The sequence below is a fragment of the Gulosibacter sediminis genome (assembly GCF_014904065.1).
GTDB lineage: Bacteria > Actinomycetota > Actinomycetes > Actinomycetales > Microbacteriaceae > Gulosibacter > Gulosibacter sediminis.
Genome location: NZ_JACXJG010000010.1, coordinates 1,507 through 24,194 on the forward strand (window position 1 = coordinate 1,507; position 22,688 = coordinate 24,194).

Below are 22,688 nucleotides of genomic sequence, written 5' to 3' on the forward strand. Positions count from 1 at the left end.
TTCATCACGAGCCTCCGACATTGCTGCGGAGCAGCGAAATAGGAGGAATGGACGACGGTCTTGGGGGCCTAGTACTAATTGACCACGAGCCTCCGACATTTATCGGCGACGGTACGCAGCGTGATCTGGTGCTCGGAATCACTCCACCACGCCCCTCCGACATCGACGCAACCTCGCGAGACCGGCACCGAATCCCACCCGCCACTGCCGACCCGCCCCCGCCCCAGCGCGCCAGATGGCCACCCGGCTTCAGGCAACGGGAAGTGACGCCGTGCCTCCACCCGCGGCTGTGGTATCAACAGGATGCATGGGACGACCATTCGTAATCCGCACCGCCGACATCGATGACGCGCGCGGAATTGCGACCGTGCACGTTGCCTCATGGCAGGCCGCTTAACGGGGGCTCATGCCGAACGACGTGCTCGATGCGCAGTCCGTCGAGCAGCGCGAGGAGAGATGGCGTCGGATCATCAGCGACCCGCACACGATGGGCCAGACACTCGTCGCAGACCGCGAAGGCGAGATCGTTGGCTGGGCGTCCTTTGGGCCCGGCCGAGACGAAGGAGCTTCTGACCAGGGCGAACTCTGGGGGCTCTACGCGCACCCCTCCGTGTTCTCGACCGGCGTCGGGCACGCCTTGATCTCGGCCGTCGAGCTGGCGCTCCGTGAAGACGGATTCGATTCCGCGTTCCTCTGGGTCCTCGATGGCAACACCCGCGCCGCGAGCTTCTACGAACGCCACGGATGGAACGAAGACAGCAACGTCAAGCTCGACGAACGACCCGACATGACACTTTTCGAACGGCGCCGAACCAAGTCGCTGACCTGACCCCCGCCTCGTGAGAAACCCGACAACTCGTCGAGCCACAAGCTGCTCCTACGATCGCCGCCACTTATTGACAATCGATAGCTATCTATCGAAACTCGATACATGAACACCAGCCTGCCGCGCCCGCCGCTCGCGCTCGTCGTCGCCACCCAACTGTTCCTTGGCGTGCTATTCGGCGACGGCATCGCCGCCATCGCGCTGTTGCCGGGCGTTGCCGCGAGCGTGGCCGAGGCGCTGCCCGAATACGCTGACCTCCGCGGGCCAGTCCTCGCATCATCGATCGGCTTCACCGCGCTCGGGCTGATCACGATCGCCCTGGTCTCACTGCTCGTTCATCGCATTTACCGCGGCACGATGCTCACCCGACAGTCCGTGATCTGGGTCGGCGCGCTCGTGGCAATCCTCGTGTGCGCAGCCCTGCAAATCGTCTCTGGCGCAGCGGTGATCAGCGGCGGCCAGGCGGGCAGCCCGTTCCTGGCACTCATCCTCGCGATCGGCGTTCTCGCGATCCTCACCATCGCCGGCATCACGCTCGTGCTGCGGTCGCTTCTGCGTAACGCGATCGCGATGCGGGCCGAACTTGACGAGGTCGTGTGATGGCGATTCGCATCACCATCGATCGGATGCTCGCGGAGCGGGGGATGAGCGTCGGCGACTTCGCGGCCGCGATCGGCATCACCCCGGCGAACGTCGCGGTGCTGAAGAACGGTCGCGCCAGGGCCGTGCGTTTCTCGACCCTCGATGCAATCTGCCGAGTCCTCGACTGCCAGCCGGGCGATCTGCTGCGCTACGACCCCGACAACGACAACGAGTCGTCCGACACCGCCTGATCGCCCCGCGAGCCAACACTCATCAGAGCTGGCGCCCCAGCGCCAATCAGGAGCCGGCCCCTAACCCCAACAAGGCGCAGGCCCCAGCGACCGTACCGGGAACCGCCTAGCCAAGCTCCGCGCGAATTGCCTCAACCAGGTGGTCGATCGCGGCATCCGGGGTATCCCACGACGCCATGAGGCGCACCGCGCCCGGCATCGGCGGCCAGTCGTAGAAGCGCACGGTGTCATGCGCCCGCACGCGGTCGGCGACGCCCTCCGGCAACACGGGGAACACCGCGTTCGCCTCGACCTCGAGCGGCACCTCGACGCCCGGCAGCTCGGCCAACCGACGCCCGAGCTCGCGCGCCTGCCCGTTCGCGTGCTCGGCGTTGCGGCGCCACAGGTCGCCTTCAAACAGCGCGAGCAACTGTGCCGACACGAAGCGCTGCTTCGACGCGAGCTGCGTCGTGATCTTGCGCAGGTAGGCGGTGCCGGCCACGGCATCCGGGTTGACGACGATGACCGCCTCGGCGCCGAGCGCGCCGTTCTTCGTGCCCCCGAGCGAGATCACGTCGGCGCCCTGCGCGAGTTCGGCCGGCGTCACGCCCTGGGCTGCCGCGGCATTGCTCAGGCGCGAGCCGTCGAGGTGCAGGAACATGCCCGCCTCGTGCACCGCCTCGGCGAGGCGCGCGAACTCGTCGACCGAGTACACCGTGCCGAGCTCGGTTGAGTTGCTCACCGACACCACCTGCGGGGATGCGCGGTGCACGTCGTCGGGGTCGCCCTCGATGAGCAACTCGGGCAGCAGCTTGCCGCCGGGCGCCTCAATCGGCAGCAGCTTGATGCCGCCGACGCGCTCGGGCGCCGCCTGCTCGTCGGTGTTGATGTGTGCCGCGGTGGTGCACATGGCCGTGCCCCACCGCGGCAGCATCGCCTGTAATGACACCACGTTCGCCCCGGTGCCGTTGAACACCGGGAAGACCTCGGCCTGCTCACCGAACCAGCCGCGCACGACCTCCTGCAAATGCAGGGTGTAAGGGTCGTCGCCGTAGGCGAGCACGTGCCCGCCATTCACCGCGACGATCGCCTCAAGCACTTCGGGGTGCACCCCGGCGTAGTTGTCGGAGCCGAAGTGGTACTGGTTAGCGTCATGCAGCGGTGAGATCACGGCAACTATTCTGCCCCGCGCGGCCGAGCGTTCTACGAGCGCGCGGCCCCGGCGGCGCTTGCCGCGAGTTCTTCCGGCGATCGCTCGCGCCACATGATGAGAAAACGCCGGTCGAATCGCCGCGTGCACTTGCCGCACGACATCGGCCGCGTGGGCCGCCGAAAGCGCACGACCTCGTGGCCGTTCGGGCACTCGCCGTGCCAGCGCGCGAACTCGCGCGCGACCGGGCCGTCGTGCGTACGGCTTCCGGTGTAACCGATGCTGCGCGCGAGCACGAGCCACACCTCGCCGTGGCCCGCGTCGGGCCCGGCGAGGGCATGCGCGATCTCGTGCAGCAGGGTCTGCTCGACGTCGGCGAGCGTCGAGCGCGCGGCCAAATACTTCGACACCGAGATGGTGCGCTTGGTGAAGTTGCACAGACCAGCGCGAGTCTTCGCCGTGTCGAAGCGGAACACCCAGTCGCGGGAAAGATGCCGCGTCATCAGTTCGTTGGCGCGCGTGCGCACCTCATCAAGATCAGCCATGGTCACTGCCTCTCGTTCGTGCGGCCGTGCCACTCGGGCGCCGCCGCGTACTGCCCCGCACGGCAACGACAGCATCGCATCGGCCTCCGACATGATCTTCGGCGCCGACAACATCCGCCCCGCTAGGCGTTGATCGAGGTGATGGGCTCGTCGAACTCGTCGGGCGTGCGGTCGCCCTCGAGCTTTGCCCGCACGACGCGAATCGCGAACTTCGTCGAGTTGGCGTGGTCGGCGGGAATCCCGTCGCCCTCGCGGAACTTCAGCGCGCGCTCGAAATCGGCAAGCGACTCGTCGTAACGTTCGAGTTCGAACAGCACCTTGCCACGGTGCTGCAGCGCGAACCCGGCGAGCTCGGCCCAGTCGTGCGCGATCGCCTCTTCGACGCAGTTCGTGAGTTCGTTTAACGAGAGGTCGAGCTTGCCCTGGTACTGCGTGACCTGCGCGCGCCGCACGCGCGCCGCGAGCGAGTCCTCGCGCGAGCCGGTGAAACGGGACTGCCGGGCCGCATCCTGCGCCTTGTCAAACGCCTCGTCGAGGCGGTCGAGCATGCGCAGCAGCGCGACCTGCTCGTTCAGGGCGGCGAGGGAGCGGAACTGCGAAATCTCTTCTAGCCGTGCCGTCGCCGCATCCACATCGATGCGCTCGCGCAGCGTCTCGGGGTCATAGCCAAGAATGATCGGTGAGTCAGACACGCCACCGAGAGTAATGCGCCCTCCTCCAAATGCGCGCGTGCCACCCCGGCGCGGGCGGAGCTAGCCGCGCTCGCGCGCGCGGCCCGTGGTGAAGATGCCCCGACCCGGCACGGGAGAGTCGGTCGCCTCGGCGTCGTGCACCTCGCTCGCGCCCCGCAGCCACGCGATCGTCTGTGGTGCCGAATGCACGGTGGCGGGCGGGAAGCCGGATGCGGCGAGGCGCGGCAGCATCGGCAGCTCGAGTTCGTCGCGACTCGCGACCGCGACGATGTTGCCGAAGCGGCGGCCCTTGAGCACCGCCGGGTCGCTAATGAGCAGTGTCGGACCGATCGCGGCGCGGATGCTCGCCACTTCGCCGCGCGCAAAGCGCAGCTCGTGCCCGTCGGCCACGTTCACAAGCACGACACCGTCGGGCGCGAGGAAGGTGGCGATCGCCTGGAAGAACTCGACGCTTGTGACGTGCGCCGGCGTCGACGGGCCGGCAAACACGTCGACGACGATGGCGTCGACACTGCCCGCCAGGCCGCGCGGCAGCTTTGCGAGCTGCTCGCGCGCATCCCCGTAGCGAACCCGAATGGACGCGCTCGCTGGCAGCGGCGCCACCTCGCGGACGAACTCCACGAGATCGCGCTCGAGCTCGATCACCTGCTGACGAGAGCCGGGGCGTGTCGCCTCGACGTAACGCGGAATCGACAGGGCGCCGGCGCCGAGGTGCAGTGCCGTGATTGCTTGTCGCTCACGGAAAGCGAGGTCGAGCACGTGCCCCATGTGACGGATGTAACCGAAGCCAAGGCTCGTCGGGTCGGCCCGGTCGACCTGCGACTGCGGTGTGCCGTCGACAATGAGCTGCACGATCTCGCCATCGAGGACGAACTGGGCCTGCCGGCCGGAGGCGAGAGTGCGGGTGAGGTCGGGGGAGTGCTGGCGCGCCATGATTCGATTATGGCCGCCCGCACCAGGCCGGCGTCGGCCCGCGCATCCAGCCAACTCGACGGCACGACTTAGGTTGGCCTTATTTTGATCAGTTCAAAAGAGCGATACGGTGGTGTCATGACGACCACGCATGAGCACGCCGCACCGGAGGCGTGGGCCGCGCGCATCCGCGCGGTCGGACTGCGCGTAACGCCGCGTCGCATCGCGCTGCTCGAAGCACTCGTCGAGCATCCGCATTCAACGGTCGACGAGGTGCACGCACGCGCGTCGACCGCGGTGCCCCACCTCACGAAGCAGGCGGTCTACGTCAGCCTCGGCGACTTCCAACACCACGGTCTTGTGCGCCGCATCGACCCGCCGAACTCTCCGGCTCGGTACGAAACCCGCACGGATGACAATCACCACCACCTGGTGTGCGACAACTGCGGCATCATCGTCGACGTCGACTGTTCGGTCGGCGCCGCGCCGTGCCTCCACCCGGCCGCCGACGCCGGCTTCGAGGTGCAGCTCGCCGAGGTGACGTACCGAGGCCTCTGTGCCGACTGCCTGGCCGAGCGCAACGCCGCGCGCCAGCCCAATCAGACCACCCCATCCACCCCTACCGAAGAACAGGAGTGATCGTGACCCAGATCGATCCCAATGCACCTGCGACTCGCCAGAATGGCGCGCCCGCCGAGAGCAACCGCAACTCGCTGACCGTCGGCCCGAACGGGCCTATCACCCTCAATGACGTGCACCTCATCGAGACGCTCGCCGCGTTCAACCGCGAGCGCGTTCCGGAGCGCAACCCGCACGCCAAGGGCGCCGGCGCCTTCGGCGAGTGGGAGGTGACCGAGGATGTCTCGAAGTACACGCGAGCCGCCGCCTTCCAGCCGGGCGCGAAGGGTCGCGTCGCGATCCGCTTCTCGACCGTTGCCGGTGAGCAGGGTTCGCCCGACACCTGGCGCGACGTTCGCGGCTTCTCGCTGCGCTTCTACACCGAAGAGGGCAACCTCGATATCGTCGGCAACAACACGCCGGTGTTCTTCGTGCGTGACCCGATGAAGTTCCCGAACTTCATCCGTTCGCAGAAGCGCCTGCCCGACTCGGGCCTGCGCGACAACACGATGCAGTTCGACTTCTGGACCCTCAACCCCGAGTCGGCCCACCAGGTCACCTACCTCATGGGTTCGCGCGGCCTGCCCCGCTCGTGGCGCGAGATGAACGGCTACAGCTCGCACACCTACGCGTGGATCAACGCCGAGGGCGAGCGCTTTTGGGTGAAGTACCACTTCCACTCCGACCAGGGAGTGCACAACCTCACCAACGAGGAGGCAGAACGCCTCGCGGGCGAGGACGCCGACTACCACCGCCGCGACCTGTTCGATGCGATCGAGGAGGGCAACTTCCCGAGCTGGCAGATCAAGATGCAGATCATGCCCTACGAAGACGCGAAGACCTACCGCTTCAACCCCTTCGACCTCACGAAGGTGTGGCCGCACAGCGACTACCCGCTGATCCCGGTCGGCAAGTTCACGCTCAACGAGAACCCGAAGAACTTCTTCGCGGAGATCGAACAGGCGGCGTTCTCGCCCGGCAACTTCGTGCCCGGCACCGGCATCTCGCCCGACCGGATGCTCGTGTCGCGCACCTTCGCCTACCCGGACGCCCAGCGTGCCCGCATCGGCACGAACTACAACCAGCTGCCGGTGAACCAGCCCGTGAACCCGGTGAACAGCTATACGTTCGACGGCCACATGCGCTTCCAGCACTCGGGTGACGCCCCGGTGTACGCGCCGAACTCGTTCGGCCGCCCGTACGCCGACGAGGTCGGCCAGGTCGAGAACAGCTGGGAGAGCGACGGCGAGCTCGTGCGTTCGACCTACGAGCTGCGCGCTGACGACGACGACTTCGGCCAGGCCGGCACCCTCGTGCGCGAGGTCTGGGACGACGCGGAGCGCGACCGCTTCGTGGAAACCGTCGCCGGCGGCCTCGCGACCGTGCGGGAGCCCGTCCTCTCGAACGCCTTCCAGTACTGGAAGAACGTCGACCAGGCCACCGGTGAGCGCATCGAGGCGAAGGTCCGCGAGGGCCTCGCCAACGCCGGTAAGATCCCCGGCGGCGACCCGGAGCCCGGCGTGTAGCGCCAAGTTCCGACAGCAACAGACCGCGCGTGGCGCTCCCGAGCAATCGGGGGCGCCACGCGCGGTTTCGGAGGCTCGGGCTACTCGCCTCGGAACGCGTCGCTGCCCGGGTCGGCAGGCGGCAGCCCGCCGGTGAGTCGCCAGGCGTTGAGGAAACCGCGCTCGCGGCCGAGGGTCGAGGGCAGGCCATGGCCGGGATAGAAGATGGTGTCGTCCGCGAAGCGGTGGAACACGCGCTCGACCACGTCGCCGAGTAGCTGGGCATATGCATCCGTGTCGCCAAAAGTGTTGCCGATGCCGCCGGGGAAGAGCGAGTCGCCGGTGATCAGGCGCACCGGATGCTCGGGCANCGCAGCGCGAGGGCGACCGAGCCGGGCGTGTGGCCGCGCAGGCCAATGATCTCGATCTGCTGGCCGCCGAGCGCGATGGTGTCGCCGTCGCCGAGCGTGTGCTCGGTCGCGCCGGGCAGTTCGCCCGCATCCTCGGCACCCGCATAGCTCGGCACCTCGAAGTGGGCCTTCGTCGCCTCGAGTGCCTGCCAGTGGTCCTGGTGTCGGTGGGTCGTGAGCACTCCGACGACGTGCACCTGTGCCGCGCCGGCGTCGGTGGCGCGGCGGCCGGCCAGGTCGACGAGTTCGGTGATCGCGGGGAAGTTGTCGGCGGCGTCGACGATGAGCGCCGCCCCGGTCGGCACGTCGACGATGACGTAGCAGTTGTTCTCGTAATCGTTGACCTCGGCGTAGTGAACCTCGAGGTTGCCGAACGCGTCGAGCTTGGGGGAGAAGGGATGCGACATGGTACGAGGCTAGCGGGGGAGCCTGGCCCCGCGCATCCGCACCCGACATCCAGAGATCGGGCCTCGCCTTCGCGCATGAGTCTGCGCTGGTACACCGCCGCTATCGATTCCGAACGGCCGATCGAGTTTGTGGCGGTGCCAGAGAAGCAGGAGCGCAAGAACCGCCTCCACCTCGACCTCGCCCCGCACAGCAGCCAGGATCGCGACGCCGAGATCGCTAGCCGGAGATGGGGTAGGCTGCACGCTGCGGTGGGATCTGCAAAAACTCTCTCTGGACACTGCGAATAGTGTCGGGTTATAGTAGATCCTTGCGCTTCGTCGCTCCTTGCCTTCATATTGCGGTCGGCTCGGTTGCTGCAATTCACAAGTCCCTCAGCCCGAAACGCGCGTTACGGGTGCTGTGGCAGGAGTCGAGTTCCAGGTTCTGAACCTGATGAATTCCTCCGAATCACAGGGGAGGCGATGACTTTCGGCAACGGACGGCGGGGCCACCCTCACGCCCAATGCAATCGCGTCCCGCTGGCCAGCGGGACCTGTGGAGGTAACTCTTTTGGCTGCTGCGAATAACGCAACTTACACGCCGAAGTCCGGTCGCGACGCTCACCGCCTGTCGTTCGCGAACATCAAGGACACGCTCGAGGTACCGGATCTGCTCTCGCTGCAGACCGAGTCCTTCGACTGGCTCATCGGCAACGAGTACTGGAAGGCTCGTCGCGACTATGAGATCGAGAACGGGGGCACAGATGTGCCTCGCGTCTCGGGTCTCGAAGAGATCTTCGAAGAGATCTCACCCATCGAAGACAACGCGGATCAGATGCAGCTGACGTTCCGCAACCCGCAGCTCGAGCCCGAGAAGTACTCGATTGACGAATGCAAGGAGCGCGGCAAGACCTACTCGGCCCCGCTCTACGTCGAGGCCGAGTTCATGCGTTACGAGACCGGCGAGATCAAGACCCAGACGGTCTTCATGGGCGACTTCCCGCTCATGACCCCGATGGGTACCTTCATCATCAACGGCACCGAGCGTGTCGTCGTCTCGCAGCTCGTGCGCTCGCCGGGCGTCTACTTCGACCGCACTCCCGAGAAGAACTCGGACATCGACGTCTACTCGTCGCGCGTGATTCCTTCGCGTGGTGCCTGGCTCGAGTTTGAGGTCGACAAGAAGGGCCTCGTTGCCGTTCGCATCGACCGCAAGCGCAAGCAGTCGGTCACTGTCTTCCTGCGCGCCATCGGCCTGTCGGAAGAAGAGATCCGCGCCGAGTTCGCTGGCTACGAGACGCTCCTCGACACGCTGTCGAAGGACGACCCGAAGATCCAGACGCAAGAAGACGCGCTCCGCGACATCTACAAGAAGCTGCGCCCGGGCGAGCAGGTGGCCTCGGAGGCCGCCAAGGCGCTCCTCGAGAACTACTACTTCAACGACAAGCGCTACGACCTCGCGAAGGTCGGCCGCTACAAGATCAACCGCAAGCTCGGCCTCGAGGCGCCCATCAGCGACTCGGTGCTCTCGGTGGAGGACATCGTCGGCACGATCAAGTACCTCGTCGCGCTCCAGAAGGGCGAGACGACGATCGAGGGCACCCGCAACGGCGGCGAGCTCACCGACATCCCGCTCGACATCGACGACATCGACCACTTCGGTAACCGTCGCATCCGCGCCGTCGGCGAGCTGATCCAGAACCAGGTCCGCACCGGACTCAGCCGCATGGAGCGCGTCGTGCGCGAGCGCATGACCACGCAGGAGATCGACTCGATCACCCCGCAGTCGCTCATCAACGTGCGCCCCGTCGTTGCTGCCATCAAGGAGTTCTTCGGAACCTCGCAGCTGTCGCAGTTCATGGACCAGAACAACCCGCTCGCGGGCATTACGCACAAGCGTCGCCTCAACGCGCTCGGCCCGGGTGGTCTGAGCCGTGAGCGCGCCGGTGTCGAGGTGCGAGACGTGCACGCCTCGCACTACGGCCGCATGTGCCCGATTGAGACGCCTGAAGGCCCGAACATTGGTCTGATCGGCTCGCTCGCAACGTTTGCGCGCATCAACGCGTTCGGCTTCATCGAGACGCCGTACCGCCGCGTCGAGAACGGCGTTGTCTCGCCGACCATCGAGTACCTCACCGCCGCTGACGAGGACGAGTTCGTGGTGGCCCAGGCCAACGCGCCGCTCGACGCCAACGGTCGCTACATCGAGGACGACGTGCTCGTGCGCACCAAGGGTGGCGAGGTTGAGCTCGTGCCCGCCGGTGAGGTCGACTACATGGACGTCTCGCCGCGCCAGATGGTGTCGGTTGGTACCTCGCTCATCCCGTTCCTCGAGCACGACGACACGAACCGCGCGCTCATGGGCGCGAACATGCAGCGCCAGGCAGTTCCCCTGCTGCGCTCGACCTCGCCGATCGTCGGCACCGGTATGGAGGGTTACACCGCCATCGACGCTGGTGACGTGGTCACCGCGCAGCACGCCGGTGTCGTCACCTCGGTGTCGGCCGACCAGGTGGTCGTGCAGACCGATGAGGGCGGCAGCGAGTCGTACTGGCTCCGCAAGTTCGAGCGTTCGAACGCGGGTACCTGCTACAACCACCGCGTCATCGTCACCGCCGGCGACCGCGTTGAGGTCGGCGAGGTTATCGCCGACGGCCCGGCAACCGAAAACGGTGAGCTCGCGCTCGGCAAGAACCTCCTCGTGGCGTTCATGCCGTGGGAGGGCCACAACTTCGAGGACGCGATCATCATCAGCCAGAACATCGTGAAGAACGATGTGCTCTCCTCGATCCACATCGAGGAGTACGAGGTTGACGCTCGCGACACGAAGCTCGGTAAGGAAGAAATCACCGCCGACCTGCCGAACGTGGGTCAGGACATGCTCAAGGACCTCGACGAGCGCGGCATCATCCGCGTCGGCGCCGAGGTGCAGGCTGGCGACATCCTCGTCGGTAAGGTCACACCGAAGGGCGAGACCGAGCTGAGCGCCGAAGAGCGCCTGCTCCGCGCGATCTTCAACGAGAAGAGCCGCGAGGTGCGCGACACCTCGCTCAAGGTTCCTCACGGCCAGACCGGCACCATCATCGGCGTCAAGGTGTTTGACGTCGAGAACGGTGACGACGAGCTCGGCTCGGGCGTGAACCAGCGCGTGGTCGTCTACATTGCCCAGAAGCGCAAGATCACCGAGGGTGACAAGCTCGCCGGCCGTCACGGCAACAAGGGTGTCATCGCGAAGATCCTGCCCGAGGAAGACATGCCCTTCCTCGAGGACGGCACGCCGGTCGACATCATCCTGAACCCGCTCGGTATCCCGAAGCGCATGAACCTCGGTCAGGTGCTCGAGTCGCACCTCGGCTGGATCGCGACGCAGGGTTGGGACATCGAGGGCAACCCGGAGTGGGCCGCAAACCTGCCCGAGGAAGCCTTCCACGTGGCCCCCGGCACCAAGGTGGCGACCCCGGTGTTCGACGGTGCGAGCCAGGAGCAGCTCCAGGGCCTGCTCACCTCGACCCGCCCGAACGACGACGGCGAGCGCATGGTGAAGGAAAACGGCAAGGCGCGTCTGTTCGACGGCCGCTCCGGCGAGCCGTTCCCCGACCCGATCTCGGTGGGCTACATGTACATGCTCAAGCTCCACCACCTCGTCGATGACAAGATTCACGCGCGCTCGACGGGCCCGTACTCGATGATCACCCAGCAGCCGCTCGGTGGTAAGGCACAGTTCGGTGGCCAGCGCTTCGGTGAGATGGAGGTGTGGGCCCTCGAGGCCTACGGCGCCGCCTACACCCTGCAGGAGCTGCTCACGATCAAGTCGGACGACATTGTCGGCCGCGTGAAGGCCTACGAGTCGATCGTCAAGGGCGAAAACATCCAGAAGGCCGGTATCCCCGAGTCGTTCCGAGTGCTCGTGCGCGAAATGCGCTCGCTGTGCCTGAACGTCGAGGTGCTCGCCGCCGATGGCTCCATCGTCAGCCTCGAAGAGAACGACGATGACGCCTACCGTGCTGCCGAAGAACTCGGCATCAACATCTCCACTCGCTTCGAGTCGTCTTCGGTCGACGAGATCTAGTCCACCCCCGATTACGAAGCTTTGTTCCTAGGGAGAATCAAGAATTGATCGACGCAACTAAGTTCGACAGCATCAGCATCGGGCTGGCTACAAGCGAGGACATCCTCGGTTGGTCGCGTGGCGAGGTAAAGAAGCCCGAGACCATCAACTACCGCACCCTCAAGCCCGAGAAGGACGGTCTGTTCGGTGAGCAGATCTTCGGCCCCTCGCGCGACTGGGAGTGCGCCTGCGGTAAGTACAAGCGCGTGCGCTTCAAGGGCATCATCTGTGAGCGCTGCGGCGTCGAGGTGACGAAGTCGGCAGTGCGCCGTGAGCGCATGGGCCACATCAAGCTCGCCGCGCCCGTGACGCACATCTGGTACTTCAAGGGTGTTCCGTCGCGCCTCGGCTACCTGCTCGACATGGCGCCGAAGGACCTCGAGAAGGTCATCTACTTCGCCGCCTACATGGTGGTCGAGATCGACGAAGAGGGTCGTCGCGACGACCTGACCGACCTCGAAAAGGAGAAGAACCTCGAGGTCGACACGCGCGGCAAGCAGCGCGATTCGCAGATCAACGAGCGGATGGCGCAGCTGGAGAAGGACCTCGAGGCACTCGAGGAAGAGGGCGCGACCGCCGACCAGAAGAAGAAGACCAAGGATGCGGCCGAGAAGGAAATGGCTCGGATCCGCAAGGACGTCGACAACGACATCGCGCAGATCGAGCGCGTCTACGAGGGCTTCAAGAACCTGAAGGTTGGCGAGCTCAAGCCGGACGACGCCGACTTCGCCGAGCTCATCGACCGTTACGGTGACTACTTCGAGGCCCACATGGGCGCCGAGGCGATCAAGCGCCGCCTGCAGGACTTCGATCTCGCGACCGAGGCCGAGCTGCTGCGCGACCAGATCCAGAACGGCAAGGGTCAGAAGAAGATCCGCGCCATCAAGCGTCTCAAGGTCGTCACGGCGTTCCTTCAGACCGAGAACAAGCCGGCCGCGATGGTCCTCGACGTGATCCCCGTGATCCCGCCGGAGCTGCGCCCGATGGTGCAGCTCGATGGTGGCCGCTTCGCAACGAGCGACCTCAACGACCTCTACCGTCGCGTGATCAACCGCAACAACCGCCTCATGCGTCTGCTTGAGCTCGGTGCGCCCGAGATCATCGTGAACAACGAGAAGCGCATGCTGCAGGAGGCCGTCGACGCACTGTTCGACAACGGCCGCCGCGGTCGTCCAGTCACGGGTACCGGTAACCGCGCCCTCAAGTCCCTCAGCGACATGCTGAAGGGTAAGCAGGGTCGCTTCCGCCAGAACCTGCTCGGCAAGCGCGTCGACTACTCGGGTCGTTCGGTGATTATCGTTGGCCCGCAGCTGCAGATGCACCAGTGTGGTCTGCCGAAGCAGATGGCGCTCGAGCTGTTCAAGCCGTACGTGATTAAGCGCCTCATCGACCTCGGACACGCGAGCAACATCAAGGCCGCGAAGCGTGCCGTTGAGCGCGCCAAGCCCGAGGTGTGGGACGTCCTCGAAGAGGTCATCCGTGAGCGTCCCGTGCTGCTGAACCGTGCGCCCACGCTGCACCGTCTCGGCATCCAGGCGTTCGAGCCGCAGCTCGTTGAGGGTAAGGCGATCCAGCTGCACCCGCTCGCGTGCTCGGCGTTCAACGCTGACTTCGATGGTGACCAGATGGCCGTGCACCTGCCGCTTTCGGTTGAGGCCCAGGCTGAGGCCCGCGTGCTCATGCTCGCGTCGAACAACATCCTCAAGCCGTCGGACGGCCGCCCCGTGACTCTGCCTTCGCAGGACATGGTTGCCGGTCTGTACCACCTCACCTTCCTTCGTGAGGATGCTGCCGGCGCCGGCCGCGTGTTCGGCTCGGTTGCTGAGGCGATCATGGCGCAGGACGAGGGCACGCTGCACCTCAACGCTCCCGTCAAGATCCGCCTCGAGGGCGTCACATTCCACCCGGCCGAGGCTCCCGAGGGCTTCGTCGAGGGTCGTCCGGTCGTCAAGGACACGACGCTGGGTCGCGCGCTGTTCAACGAACTGCTGCCCGACACCTACCCGTACCTCGAGGACGTCATGACCAAGGGTCGTCTCTCGGGCGTGGTGAACTACCTCGCCGAGCGGTACGACAAGGACGTAGTGGCGGCCACGCTTGACCGCATCAAGGACTCGGGCTTCCACTGGGCCACGCGTTCGGGCATCTCGCTGTCGTTCTCCGACGTCGTGATCCCCGACACCAAGGCCGAGATCGTCGCCGAGACCGAGACCAAGGTTGCGCAGCTGCGCGAGGACTACCAGATGGGTCTGTCGACGCAGCAGGAGTACCGCGACCAGACGATCGCGCTGTGGGAGGAGGCGACCGAACGCGTCGCCGCCGACACCCGCGAGCAGTTCCCCGAGACCAACTCGATTCACCGCATGGTGACGGCAGGTGCAAACGGTAACTGGCTGCAGGTTCGTCAGATCGCCGGTATGCGCGGCATCGTGGCAAACCCGAAGGGTGAGAAGATCGCCCGACCGATCATTCACTCGTACCGCGAGGGTCTGACCGTGCTCGAGTACTTCTCGTCGACCCACGGTGCTCGTAAGGGCCTTGCCGACACCGCGCTCAAGACCGCCGACTCGGGGTACCTCACGCGTCGTCTCGTCGACGTGTCGCAGGACGTCATCATTCGTGAAGACGACTGCGGTACCCACAAGGGCATCGTGCTGCCGATCGCGCAGACCGACAAGGACGGCAACGTCTCGCTCGCCGATAACGTCGAGAACTCGGTGTACGCACGTACGCTGGCGACCGACGTCACGAACGCCGCAGGCGACGTGCTCGCTCACGCGGGCGAGTCGGTTGGCGACGTGCTCATCGAGCGCCTGCTCGGTGAGGGAGTCCGCGAAGTGACGATCCGTTCGGTGCTCTCGTGCGAGTCGCAGGTCGGTGTCTGCGCCAAGTGCTACGGCCGTTCGATGGCGTCGAGCGAGCTCGCCGACCTCGGCGAGGCCGTCGGTATTATCGCGGCCCAGTCGATCGGTGAGCCCGGCACGCAGCTGACCATGCGTACCTTCCACACCGGTGGTATCGCCGGTGCGGCCGACATCACGCAGGGTCTTCCGCGTGTTCAGGAGCTCTTCGAGGCTCGTACCCCGAAGGGTGCGGCGCCGCTCGCGAAGGTGGCCGGTACGGTCACGTTCCAGGACACCGAGCGCCAGCGCAAGATCGTGCTCGAGCCCGACAACAAGGACGACGAGACGCTCACCTACCCGGTGTCGCGCTTCTCGGAGTTCCTCGTCGAGGACGGCGACCACGTCGAGCCCGGCCAGCAGCTCGTTGAGGGTCCGCTCGACCCGAAGGACGTGCTCGAAGTGCTCGGCACCACTGCGGTGCAGAAGTACCTCGTCGGTGGCGTGCAGGACGTCTACAACTCGCAGGGTGTGCCGATCCACGACAAGCACATTGAGGTCATCGTGCGCCAGATGCTGCGCAAGGTCACCATCAATGACTCGGGTGAGACCGACATGCTTCCCGGTGAGCTCGTCGACCGCCAGCGCTTCCAGGCGACCAACCGCCAGGCGGTGACCGAGGGTCGCCGCCCCGCGTCGGGTCGCCCCGAGGTTATGGGTATCACCAAGGCGTCGCTCGCGACCGAGTCGTGGCTGTCGGCCGCGTCGTTCCAGGAGACCACCCGCGTGCTCACGCAGGCGGCGATGGAGCAGAAGACCGACCCGCTGCTCGGCCTTAAGGAGAACGTCATCATCGGTCGTCTCATCACCGCCGGTACCGGTATGCCCGAGTACTCGGAGCAGGTCGTTGAGCCCACCGAAGAAGCGCGCAACGAGCGCTACCCGTACGCCGAGGCCGACGCGCTCGANCTTCAGCAACGACCTCTCGTTCGCTGACTTCGACTCGTTCTCGGGTAACGACGACTTCGGCAACATCGACTTCAACTAGAAGTCGTCGCAACCGAACTCGCACTCCACGGGCGATGCCCCGAACCTCCAGGTTCGGGGCATCGCCCGTTTCCGCGTGCCGTAGCCGGGTTTCGGGCCCGCGCACCGTTACCCTGGCGGCATGAGTGACCAGTACCGACCGCAGCCGTACGACGATGGGCCCCGCACGACCGTCGACCCGCATCTGCTGCCACAGCGCCCCGCCTCGGCTGCTTCGCAGCCCGAGCAGGCGGATGGGCCGCAGGCGACGGACGCGCCGGTCGAGAACCCGACTCCAGCATCCGAGCCCGCCGCAGTGTCCGAGCCCGTCCCCGAGGTGCCGGCGGATGCGGGCGAGCAGCCGAGCAACGCGTTTGCCGTCGGCACCGATGGCGAGACCTCGCGCGAGACACCCGCCGAGGGCTTCGACGCGCCGGGCGCAGCGCCCGCGGGGGATGCACGCCTCAACGAGGCCGTAGCCCGCTCGCGTTCGATCCCGGTCGACGAAACTGGGGCGGGCGCAACGCTCGACGCCGAGCCTGACACGGCGGCGCGCGCCTACCACGCCGACGCGTACGGCACGGATGCGCCGGCGGCCGAGTCCGCCACGGACGCGAACGTCGCGCCGCTCGATATGCCCGTCGGTGCGGTCAACGACCGCACCGATGAACCCGATATCTACGCCGATGCCGACCCCGCGACGACGCAGCTCGACGACCCGGTAGCGGCGACGCCCACCGAGGCCCCGACGACCTCGCCGACGGAGGGGCTCATTGTTGAGCCCGACAAGCGTGGCAACCGCGGCTTCGCGTTCTTCACCGCGCTGCTCGCAATCGTCGTATTCGGCGCCCTCTATGCGGTCGCATTCGCGGCCGCCCGCATGATCTTCACGACCGGCGGCGACTTCGTCGGTGGCATCTTCGAGTTCATCGGCACGGCGCCGTTCTACGTGCCGGTAGCTCTGTTCGGCATCTTCCTCATCGTGTGGTCGCTCATTGCGAACCGCGCGGGCTGGTGGTCGTACATCGTCGCGAGCCTGATCGCGGCCGTGCTGACGGGCGGCGGCTACTACGTGGGCGTCGCCTTCCAGGACGTCGTGAATGGCCAGCCCTGGTCGAATGACACCTTCGAGACCGCTATTCGCTCGGCCGAGCACCTGCCCGGTGCGCTGCTCGCCTTCATCGCGGGTCGTGAGAGCGCGCTGTGGATCGGTGGCATCGCCGCCCTGCGCGGCCGCAGCGTGAAGAAGCGCAATGCCGCAGAGCGCGCCGAGTATGAGCGCAAGGTGGCCGAGGAGCGCGAGTACGAGGCCCAGCGAACGTCGATCACCTTTGACGAGGGACGCTAACTTCATGGCGCAGGTCGCCGCGACGTTCGAGGTACCGAACGGCTGGGAGAAGTTCGAGTGGGAAGGCACGCTCGGGGGAGTGCGCCACCTTGCCGTGAGCGGCGACTTCCGCCCGAACGTGCTCGTCACCCTCGACAAGTGGCCGGGTCAGGTCGGCGCGCAACAGGCCGACGAGATTCTCGGCGAGCAACTGGTGGCCGCAGGCGCCGAGGTTACCGAGCGCGAGACCTTTGCCGAGCCGCGTCCCGGCGTCGAGATCGCGACGCTACAGCGCGACGAAGCTGGCGCATCCGTGCGGGTGCGCTATCGCGTACAACTGCTCGAAGCCGGCGCTGATACGCTTGTGCTTACCGCGGTCGCAACCTACCTGCTTGAGCAGGCCGATGGCGTCGAAGGCGACGTCACGCGCATCCTCCGGAGTGTCGATCTGACGGCCTCCGCGACACGCGACGCTTGACCGCCACATTCTGTCTGGTTAGACTAGATCGGTACGCCGCCCTCTGGCGTGCCTCAAATTCATGCCGTCGCCGCGGTCACAGCGGTCGGTAGGAGTGTTTGCCCGGCGAAGTCCAGGCCGAACATGTATCCAGTCCAGCGTCGTCCATGCACGGCCGCGACGGGGTGAGGCGCGAGTTTCAGAGCAGCTGCCGCGTGCAGCAAGGCGAAAGCACAATCAATTCCAAGGAGATTAACCAGTGCCAACCATTCAGCAGTTGGTCCGCAAGGGCCGCAAGCCCAAGGTGACCTCGTCCAAGTCGCCGGCTCTGAAGGGCAACCCCCAGCAGCGTGGCGTATGCACCCGTGTGTACACCACCACCCCGAAGAAGCCGAACTCGGCACTGCGCAAGGTGGCCCGTGTGAAGCTTTCGAACGGCACCGAAGTTACCGCCTACATCCCCGGTGAGGGGCACAACCTGCAGGAGCACTCGATGGTGCTCGTGCGTGGCGGTCGTGTGAAGGACCTCCCGGGCGTGCGTTACCGCATCGTCCGCGGTGCCCTCGACACCCAGTCGGTCAAGGACCGCAAGCAGGCTCGTAGCCGCTACGGCGCGAAGAAGGAGAAGTAATGCCTCGTAAGGGTCCCGCGCCTAAGCGCCCCGTAGTGATCGACCCGGTGTACAGCTCGCCGGTCGTGACGCAGCTCATCAACAAGATCCTCCTCGACGGTAAGAAGTCGCAGGCCGAGCGCATCGTTTACGGTGCCCTCGAGAACGTCGCGAAGAAGTCCGACCAGGACGCCGTCGCGACCCTCAAGAAGGCCCTCGACAACGTTCGCCCGACCCTTGAGGTTCGTTCGCGCCGCGTCGGCGGTTCGACCTACCAGGTTCCGGTTGAGGTCAAGCCGCTTCGCGCGAACACCCTCGCGCTGCGCTGGCTCACCGGCTACGCCAAGGCTCGTCGCGAGAAGTCGATGACCGAGCGTCTCACCAACGAGATCCTCGACGCCTCGAACGGCCTCGGCGCCGCCGTGAAGCGTCGCGAAGACACGCACAAGATGGCCGAGTCGAACAAGGCCTTCGCCCACTACCGCTGGTAGTTCTTAGACCGGTCAACGTGGCGTGCTAAGCACTCATGTTGGCCGGTCTTGCTTCAGACGCGTTTACCGGCGCATCCTCGCTTTTTCAGTTCCAAACACAACGGGAGACATCCGTGGCACAGGCAGTGCAGACGAACCTCAGCAAGGTTCGAAATATCGGCATCATGGCGCACATCGATGCTGGTAAGACCACGACCACCGAGCGCATTCTTTTCTACACGGGTGTAAACCACAAGATCGGTGAGACCCACGATGGTGCCGCCACCATGGACTGGATGGCGCAGGAGCAGGAACGCGGTATCACCATTACCTCCGCGGCGACCACTTGCTCGTGGGGCGACACCCAGATCAACATCATCGACACCCCCGGTCACGTTGACTTCACCGTTGAGGTTGAGCGCTCGCTGCGCGTCCTCGACGGCGCCGTCGCCGTGTTCGACGGCAAGGAGGGTGTTGAGCCCCAGTCCGAGACCGTGTGGCGTCAGGCTGACAAGTACAACGTCCCCCGCATTTGCTTCGTCAACAAGATGGACAAGCTCGGCGCGGACTTCTACTACTCGATCGACACGATCAAGTCGCGCCTCGGCGTGAAGCCGCTCGTTCTGCAGCTCCCGATCGGTGTTGAGAACGACTTCATCGGTGTTGTCGACCTCATCAACATGCGCGCGCTCACCTGGCGCGGCGACGCCAAGGGCGTCGTGGCACAGGGCGCCGAGGCCGAGATCGAGGAGATCCCCGCCGACCTGCTCGAGCGCGCCGAAGAGTACCGCGCCGAGCTGCTCGAGGCCGTTGCTGAGTCGAGTGACGAGCTGCTCGAGAAGTACCTCGGTGGCGAAGAGATCTCGATCGAAGAGCTTCAGGCCGGCATCCGCCAGCTCACCATCGCGGGCGAGGCATTCCCCGTGCTTTGCGGTACCGCGTTCAAGAACCGCGGCATCCAGCCGATGCTCGACGCGGTCGTCTCGTACCTCCCCTCGCCCCTCGACGTGCCGCCGATGGTTGGCCACGACGTCAAGGACGAGGAGATCGAGATCATCCGCAAGCCTTCGACCGACGAGCCCTTCGCGGCGCTCGCGTTCAAGGTTGTTGCGCACCCGTTCTACGGTCGCCTCACCTACCTCCGCGTTTACTCGGGCCACGTCGAGGCCGGCACCCAGGTGCTCAACTCGACGAAGGGCAAGAAGGAGCGCATCGGCAAGCTCTTCCAGATGCACGCCAACAAGGAGAACCCCGTCGAGTCGGTTACCGCCGGTCACATCTACGCGGCCATCGGTCTGAAGGACACCACCACCGGTGACACCCTCTCGGCACTCGACGCGCCCGTGATCCTCGAGTCGATGAGCTTCCCGGAGCCCGTCATCTCGGTGGCCATCGAGCCGAACTCGAAGGCCGACCAGGAGAAGCTCGGCACCGCGATCCAGAAGCTAGCCGAAGAGGACCCGACGTTCCGCGTCGAGCTCAACCACGAGACAGGTCAGACGACCATCTCGGGCATGGGCGAGCTCCACCTCGATATCCTCGTCGACCGCATGAAGCGCGAGTTCAAGGTTGAGGCGAACATCGGTAAGCCGCAGGTTGCGTACCGCGAGACCCTCCGCCGCCCGGTCGAGAAGTACGACTACACCCACAAGAAGCAGACCGGTGGTTCCGGTCAGTTCGCGAAGGTGCAGATCAGCCTCGAGCCCATGGAGGTCGAGGGCGACAAGGTGTACGAGTTCGAGAACGCCGTGACCGGTGGTCGCGTGCCTCGCGAGTACATCCCCTCGGTTGACGCGGGTATCCAGGACGCGATGCGTGTTGGTATCCTCGCTGGCTACCCGATGGTCGGCGTGAAGGCGATTCTGGTTGATGGCGCGTACCACGACGTTGACTCGTCGGAAATGGCCTTCAAGATTGCTGGTTCGATGGCGTTCAAGGAGGCCGCTCCCAAGGCGAGCCCCGCGCTGCTCGAGCCGCTCATGAAGGTCGAAGTGCGTACGCCTGAGGAGTACATGGGTGACGTTATTGGTGACCTGAACTCCCGTCGCGGCCAGATCCAGTCGATGGAAGACGCCTCGGGCGTCAAGGTGGTGCGCGCGCTCGTGCCGCTGTCCGAGATGTTCGGGTACATCGGCGACCTGCGCAGCAAGACCTCTGGTCGCGCTGTGTACTCGATGGAGTTCGACTCCTACTCGGAGGTCCCGAAGGCTGTTGCCGACGAGATCATCCAGAAGAGCAAGGGCGAGTAGCCTCCCCGTAGCTCAGGCTTCGGTCAGGCGCCATGCGCTAGGCCGAGTAGCATTTATTCATCTGTCCAAGTTTTAAAGTTTCGATCCGCGCTGTATCGTGGAGCGATTCCAGTAACAGTCCTGAGGAGGACCCACAGTGGCCAAGGCCAAGTTTGAGCGGACCAAGCCGCACGTAAACATCGGAACGATCGGTCACGTCGACCACGGCAAGACGACGCTCTCCGCCGCGATCTCGAAGGTGCTTGCTGACAAGTACCCGTCGGAGACCAACGTGCAGCGCGACTTCGCCTCGATCGACTCGGCTCCGGAAGAGCGCCAGCGCGGCATCACGATCAACATCTCGCACATCGAGTACGAGACCCCGAAGCGTCACTACGCCCACGTTGACGCCCCGGGTCACGCTGACTACGTGAAGAACATGATCACCGGTGCTGCCCAGATGGACGGCGCGATCCTCGTTGTCGCCGCCACCGACGGCCCGATGGCGCAGACCCGCGAGCACGTGCTGCTCGCCAAGCAGGTTGGCGTTCCCTACCTGGTTGCTGCTCTCAACAAGTCGGACATGGTTGACGACGAAGAGATCCTGGAGCTCGTTGAGCTCGAGGTCCGCGAGCTCCTCGCTTCGCAGGGCTTCGACGAAGACGCTCCTGTCGTTCGCGTCTCGGCGCTCAAGGCGCTCGAGGGCGACGAGAAGTGGGTCCAGTCGGTCCTCGACCTCATGGAGGCTGTCGACGAGAGCGTTCCGGACCCGGAGCGTGACCGCGAGAAGCCCTTCCTCATGCCGATTGAGGACGTCTTCACCATCACCGGTCGTGGCACCGTTGTGACCGGCCGCGCCGAGCGCGGTACCCTCGCGATCAACTCGGAAGTTGAGATCGTTGGTATCCGCCCGACCCAGAAGACCACCGTTACCGGTATCGAGATGTTCCACAAGCAGCTCGATGAGGCATGGGCCGGTGAGAACTGTGGTCTCCTGCTCCGTGGTCTCAAGCGCGAAGACGTCGAGCGTGGCCAGGTTGTGGTCAAGCCCGGTAGCGTCACCCCGCACACCAACTTCGAGGGCACTGCCTACATCCTCTCGAAGGAAGAGGGCGGCCGTCACAACCCGTTCTACTCGAACTACCGCCCGCAGTTCTACTTCCGTACCACGGACGTGACCGGCGTCATCACCCTGCCCGAGGGCAAGGAAATGGTTATGCCTGGTGACACCGTCGACATGTCGGTCGAGCTCATCCAGCCGATCGCTATGGAAGAGGGCCTCGGCTTCGCCATCCGTGAGGGTGGCCGCACCGTTGGTGCCGGTACCGTCACCTCGATCACCAAGTAGTCTCTGACTCCGCTCAGCGGGCCGGACGCGCAAGCGTCCGGCCCGCTGTCGTTTTCCAGGATGATTTCTTGTGGACAACCCCGGGTGCTGTGGCGTTTGCTGGCAAGCTGATTTGGCGGGAACTTTTTGGCGCCGTGACGACTCAAAGATCATGGCGCGCCTGCGTGACCGAAGGCCGCACCGAACGATGAGCGAAGGGCGAGGCATGTCGAATCAGCAACCACCGACCGACCCGAATCAGAACCAGTGGGGAGGCGTGCCGCCCGAGGACGAGCGGCCGCAGGGCTGGCAGCAGGGCGACTGGCCGCAGCAGAACAACTGGCAGCAGCAGGGTGGCTACGGCCAGCAGCATTACGGGCAGGGTGGCCGGCAGGTCTACGCGCAGGATGCGCAGGGCGGCTACGGTCAGCAGGGCCAG

18 protein-coding genes and 2 pseudogenes are annotated in these 22,688 nt (G+C 65.5%); 14 read left to right on the top strand and 6 right to left on the bottom strand.

What is annotated here, in order from left to right; translation table 11 throughout:
• Positions 1-406: 406 nt before the first annotated feature.
• From ID132_RS05625 to ID132_RS05635, 3 genes are all read left to right on the top strand, one after another.
• Positions 407-829, top strand: a complete 423-nt coding sequence (locus ID132_RS05625; protein WP_235988342.1) for a GNAT family N-acetyltransferase — start codon at positions 407-409, stop codon at positions 827-829.
• Between the two features lie 102 nt (positions 830-931).
• The gene (locus ID132_RS05630; RefSeq protein ID WP_125106947.1) at positions 932-1,426 is read left to right on the top strand and encodes a DUF2975 domain-containing protein; all 495 of its coding nucleotides are present in this window, start codon (positions 932-934) and stop codon (positions 1,424-1,426) included.
• Complete coding sequence (locus ID132_RS05635) at positions 1,426-1,659, top strand: helix-turn-helix domain-containing protein (protein ID WP_125106948.1); 234 nt, start codon at positions 1,426-1,428, stop codon at positions 1,657-1,659. Before ID132_RS05630 ends, ID132_RS05635 begins: the two co-directional genes overlap by 1 nt.
• Before the next feature lie 106 nt (positions 1,660-1,765).
• Here the strand turns inward: ID132_RS05635 and ID132_RS05640 are convergent, their stop codons facing one another.
• The 4 genes from ID132_RS05640 to ID132_RS05655 all read right to left on the bottom strand — a co-directional run bounded on the left by ID132_RS05640 (position 1,766) and on the right by ID132_RS05655 (position 4,958).
• Positions 1,766-2,809, bottom strand: coding sequence for a threonine aldolase family protein (locus ID132_RS05640; protein WP_193128090.1), 1,044 nt, complete (start codon positions 2,807-2,809; stop codon positions 1,766-1,768).
• 32 nt (positions 2,810-2,841) lie between these two features.
• Positions 2,842-3,333 carry a SprT-like domain-containing protein gene (locus tag ID132_RS05645; RefSeq protein ID WP_193128091.1) on the bottom strand — a complete coding sequence of 164 codons (492 nt, stop codon included), beginning with the start codon at positions 3,331-3,333 and terminating at the stop codon, positions 2,842-2,844.
• 122 nt (positions 3,334-3,455) lie between these two features.
• Complete coding sequence (locus ID132_RS05650; RefSeq protein ID WP_193128092.1) at positions 3,456-4,025, bottom strand: tetratricopeptide repeat protein; 570 nt, start codon at positions 4,023-4,025, stop codon at positions 3,456-3,458.
• 60 nt (positions 4,026-4,085) lie between these two features.
• On the bottom strand, positions 4,086-4,958 hold the full coding sequence (locus ID132_RS05655; RefSeq protein ID WP_125106952.1) for a spermidine synthase: 873 nt from the start codon (positions 4,956-4,958) through the stop codon (positions 4,086-4,088).
• A 117-nt stretch (positions 4,959-5,075) separates the two neighbouring features.
• Between ID132_RS05655 and ID132_RS05660 the strand changes: the two genes are divergently transcribed.
• Entirely contained in the window at positions 5,076-5,576 is a 501-nt protein-coding gene (locus tag ID132_RS05660) for a Fur family transcriptional regulator (RefSeq protein WP_193128093.1), read from the top strand.
• Positions 5,577-5,578: 2 nt separating this feature from the next.
• Positions 5,579-7,081, top strand: a complete 1,503-nt coding sequence (locus tag ID132_RS05665; protein WP_206427689.1) for a catalase — start codon at positions 5,579-5,581, stop codon at positions 7,079-7,081.
• Between the two features lie 80 nt (positions 7,082-7,161).
• Here ID132_RS05665 and ID132_RS05670 read toward each other — a convergent pair whose 3' ends face one another.
• Together ID132_RS05670 and ID132_RS05675 are read right to left on the bottom strand one after the other, a co-directional pair.
• Positions 7,162-7,416 carry an MBL fold metallo-hydrolase gene (locus ID132_RS05670; protein ID WP_193128094.1) on the bottom strand — a complete coding sequence of 85 codons (255 nt, stop codon included), beginning with the start codon at positions 7,414-7,416 and terminating at the stop codon, positions 7,162-7,164.
• Positions 7,407-7,877 (bottom strand): MBL fold metallo-hydrolase, encoded by a 471-nt coding sequence (locus ID132_RS05675; protein WP_193128095.1) that lies wholly within the window; start codon positions 7,875-7,877, stop codon positions 7,407-7,409. Before ID132_RS05675 ends, ID132_RS05670 begins: the two co-directional genes overlap by 10 nt.
• Before the next feature lie 550 nt (positions 7,878-8,427).
• On the opposite strand from ID132_RS05675, the gene rpoB reads away from it, so the two are divergent.
• The 9 genes and pseudogenes from rpoB to ID132_RS05720 all read left to right on the top strand — a co-directional run.
• A complete protein-coding gene (gene rpoB / locus ID132_RS05680) occupies positions 8,428-11,925 on the top strand; it encodes a DNA-directed RNA polymerase subunit beta (protein WP_125106956.1) in 3,498 nt (1,165 codons plus the stop codon).
• 44 nt (positions 11,926-11,969) lie between these two features.
• A pseudogene (gene rpoC, locus ID132_RS05685) lies at positions 11,970-15,852 on the top strand (DNA-directed RNA polymerase subunit beta').
• 120 nt (positions 15,853-15,972) lie between these two features.
• The gene (locus tag ID132_RS05690) at positions 15,973-17,178 is read left to right on the top strand and encodes a hypothetical protein (RefSeq protein ID WP_193128097.1); all 1,206 of its coding nucleotides are present in this window, start codon (positions 15,973-15,975) and stop codon (positions 17,176-17,178) included.
• A 4-nt stretch (positions 17,179-17,182) separates the two neighbouring features.
• Positions 17,183-17,635: a hypothetical protein gene (locus ID132_RS05695; RefSeq protein ID WP_125106959.1), complete on the top strand. Its 453-nt coding sequence runs from the start codon at positions 17,183-17,185 to the stop codon at positions 17,633-17,635.
• 238 nt (positions 17,636-17,873) lie between these two features.
• Positions 17,874-18,245: a 30S ribosomal protein S12 gene (gene rpsL, locus ID132_RS05700; RefSeq protein ID WP_019619557.1), complete on the top strand. Its 372-nt coding sequence runs from the start codon at positions 17,874-17,876 to the stop codon at positions 18,243-18,245.
• Entirely contained in the window at positions 18,245-18,715 is a 471-nt protein-coding gene (gene rpsG, locus ID132_RS05705) for a 30S ribosomal protein S7 (protein WP_125106960.1), read from the top strand. Before rpsL ends, rpsG begins: the two co-directional genes overlap by 1 nt.
• Before the next feature lie 113 nt (positions 18,716-18,828).
• Entirely contained in the window at positions 18,829-20,943 is a 2,115-nt protein-coding gene (fusA, locus tag ID132_RS05710) for an elongation factor G (RefSeq protein ID WP_193128098.1), read from the top strand.
• Between the two features lie 136 nt (positions 20,944-21,079).
• Positions 21,080-22,270, top strand: coding sequence for an elongation factor Tu (tuf, locus tag ID132_RS05715; protein WP_125106962.1), 1,191 nt, complete (start codon positions 21,080-21,082; stop codon positions 22,268-22,270).
• 205 nt (positions 22,271-22,475) lie between these two features.
• Positions 22,476-22,688: pseudogene (locus tag ID132_RS05720) on the top strand (hypothetical protein); the annotation flags it as partial.

What these genes read in the sequence shown, in the direction of transcription:
- ID132_RS05655 (WP_125106952.1), bottom strand. Translation starts at nt 4,958, where the DNA reads ATGGCGCGCCAGCACTCCCCCGACCTCACCCGCACTCTCGCCTCCGGC.
- ID132_RS05660 (WP_193128093.1), top strand. Translation starts at nt 5,076, where the DNA reads ATGACGACCACGCATGAGCACGCCGCACCGGAGGCGTGGGCCGCGCGC.
- ID132_RS05645 (WP_193128091.1), bottom strand. Translation starts at nt 3,333, where the DNA reads ATGGCTGATCTTGATGAGGTGCGCACGCGCGCCAACGAACTGATGACG.
- ID132_RS05635 (WP_125106948.1), top strand. Translation starts at nt 1,426, where the DNA reads ATGGCGATTCGCATCACCATCGATCGGATGCTCGCGGAGCGGGGGATG.
- ID132_RS05630 (WP_125106947.1), top strand. Translation starts at nt 932, where the DNA reads ATGAACACCAGCCTGCCGCGCCCGCCGCTCGCGCTCGTCGTCGCCACC.
- ID132_RS05690 (WP_193128097.1), top strand. Translation starts at nt 15,973, where the DNA reads ATGAGTGACCAGTACCGACCGCAGCCGTACGACGATGGGCCCCGCACG.
- ID132_RS05695 (WP_125106959.1), top strand. Translation starts at nt 17,183, where the DNA reads ATGGCGCAGGTCGCCGCGACGTTCGAGGTACCGAACGGCTGGGAGAAG.
- rpsG (WP_125106960.1), top strand. Translation starts at nt 18,245, where the DNA reads ATGCCTCGTAAGGGTCCCGCGCCTAAGCGCCCCGTAGTGATCGACCCG.
- ID132_RS05625 (WP_235988342.1), top strand. Translation starts at nt 407, where the DNA reads ATGCCGAACGACGTGCTCGATGCGCAGTCCGTCGAGCAGCGCGAGGAG.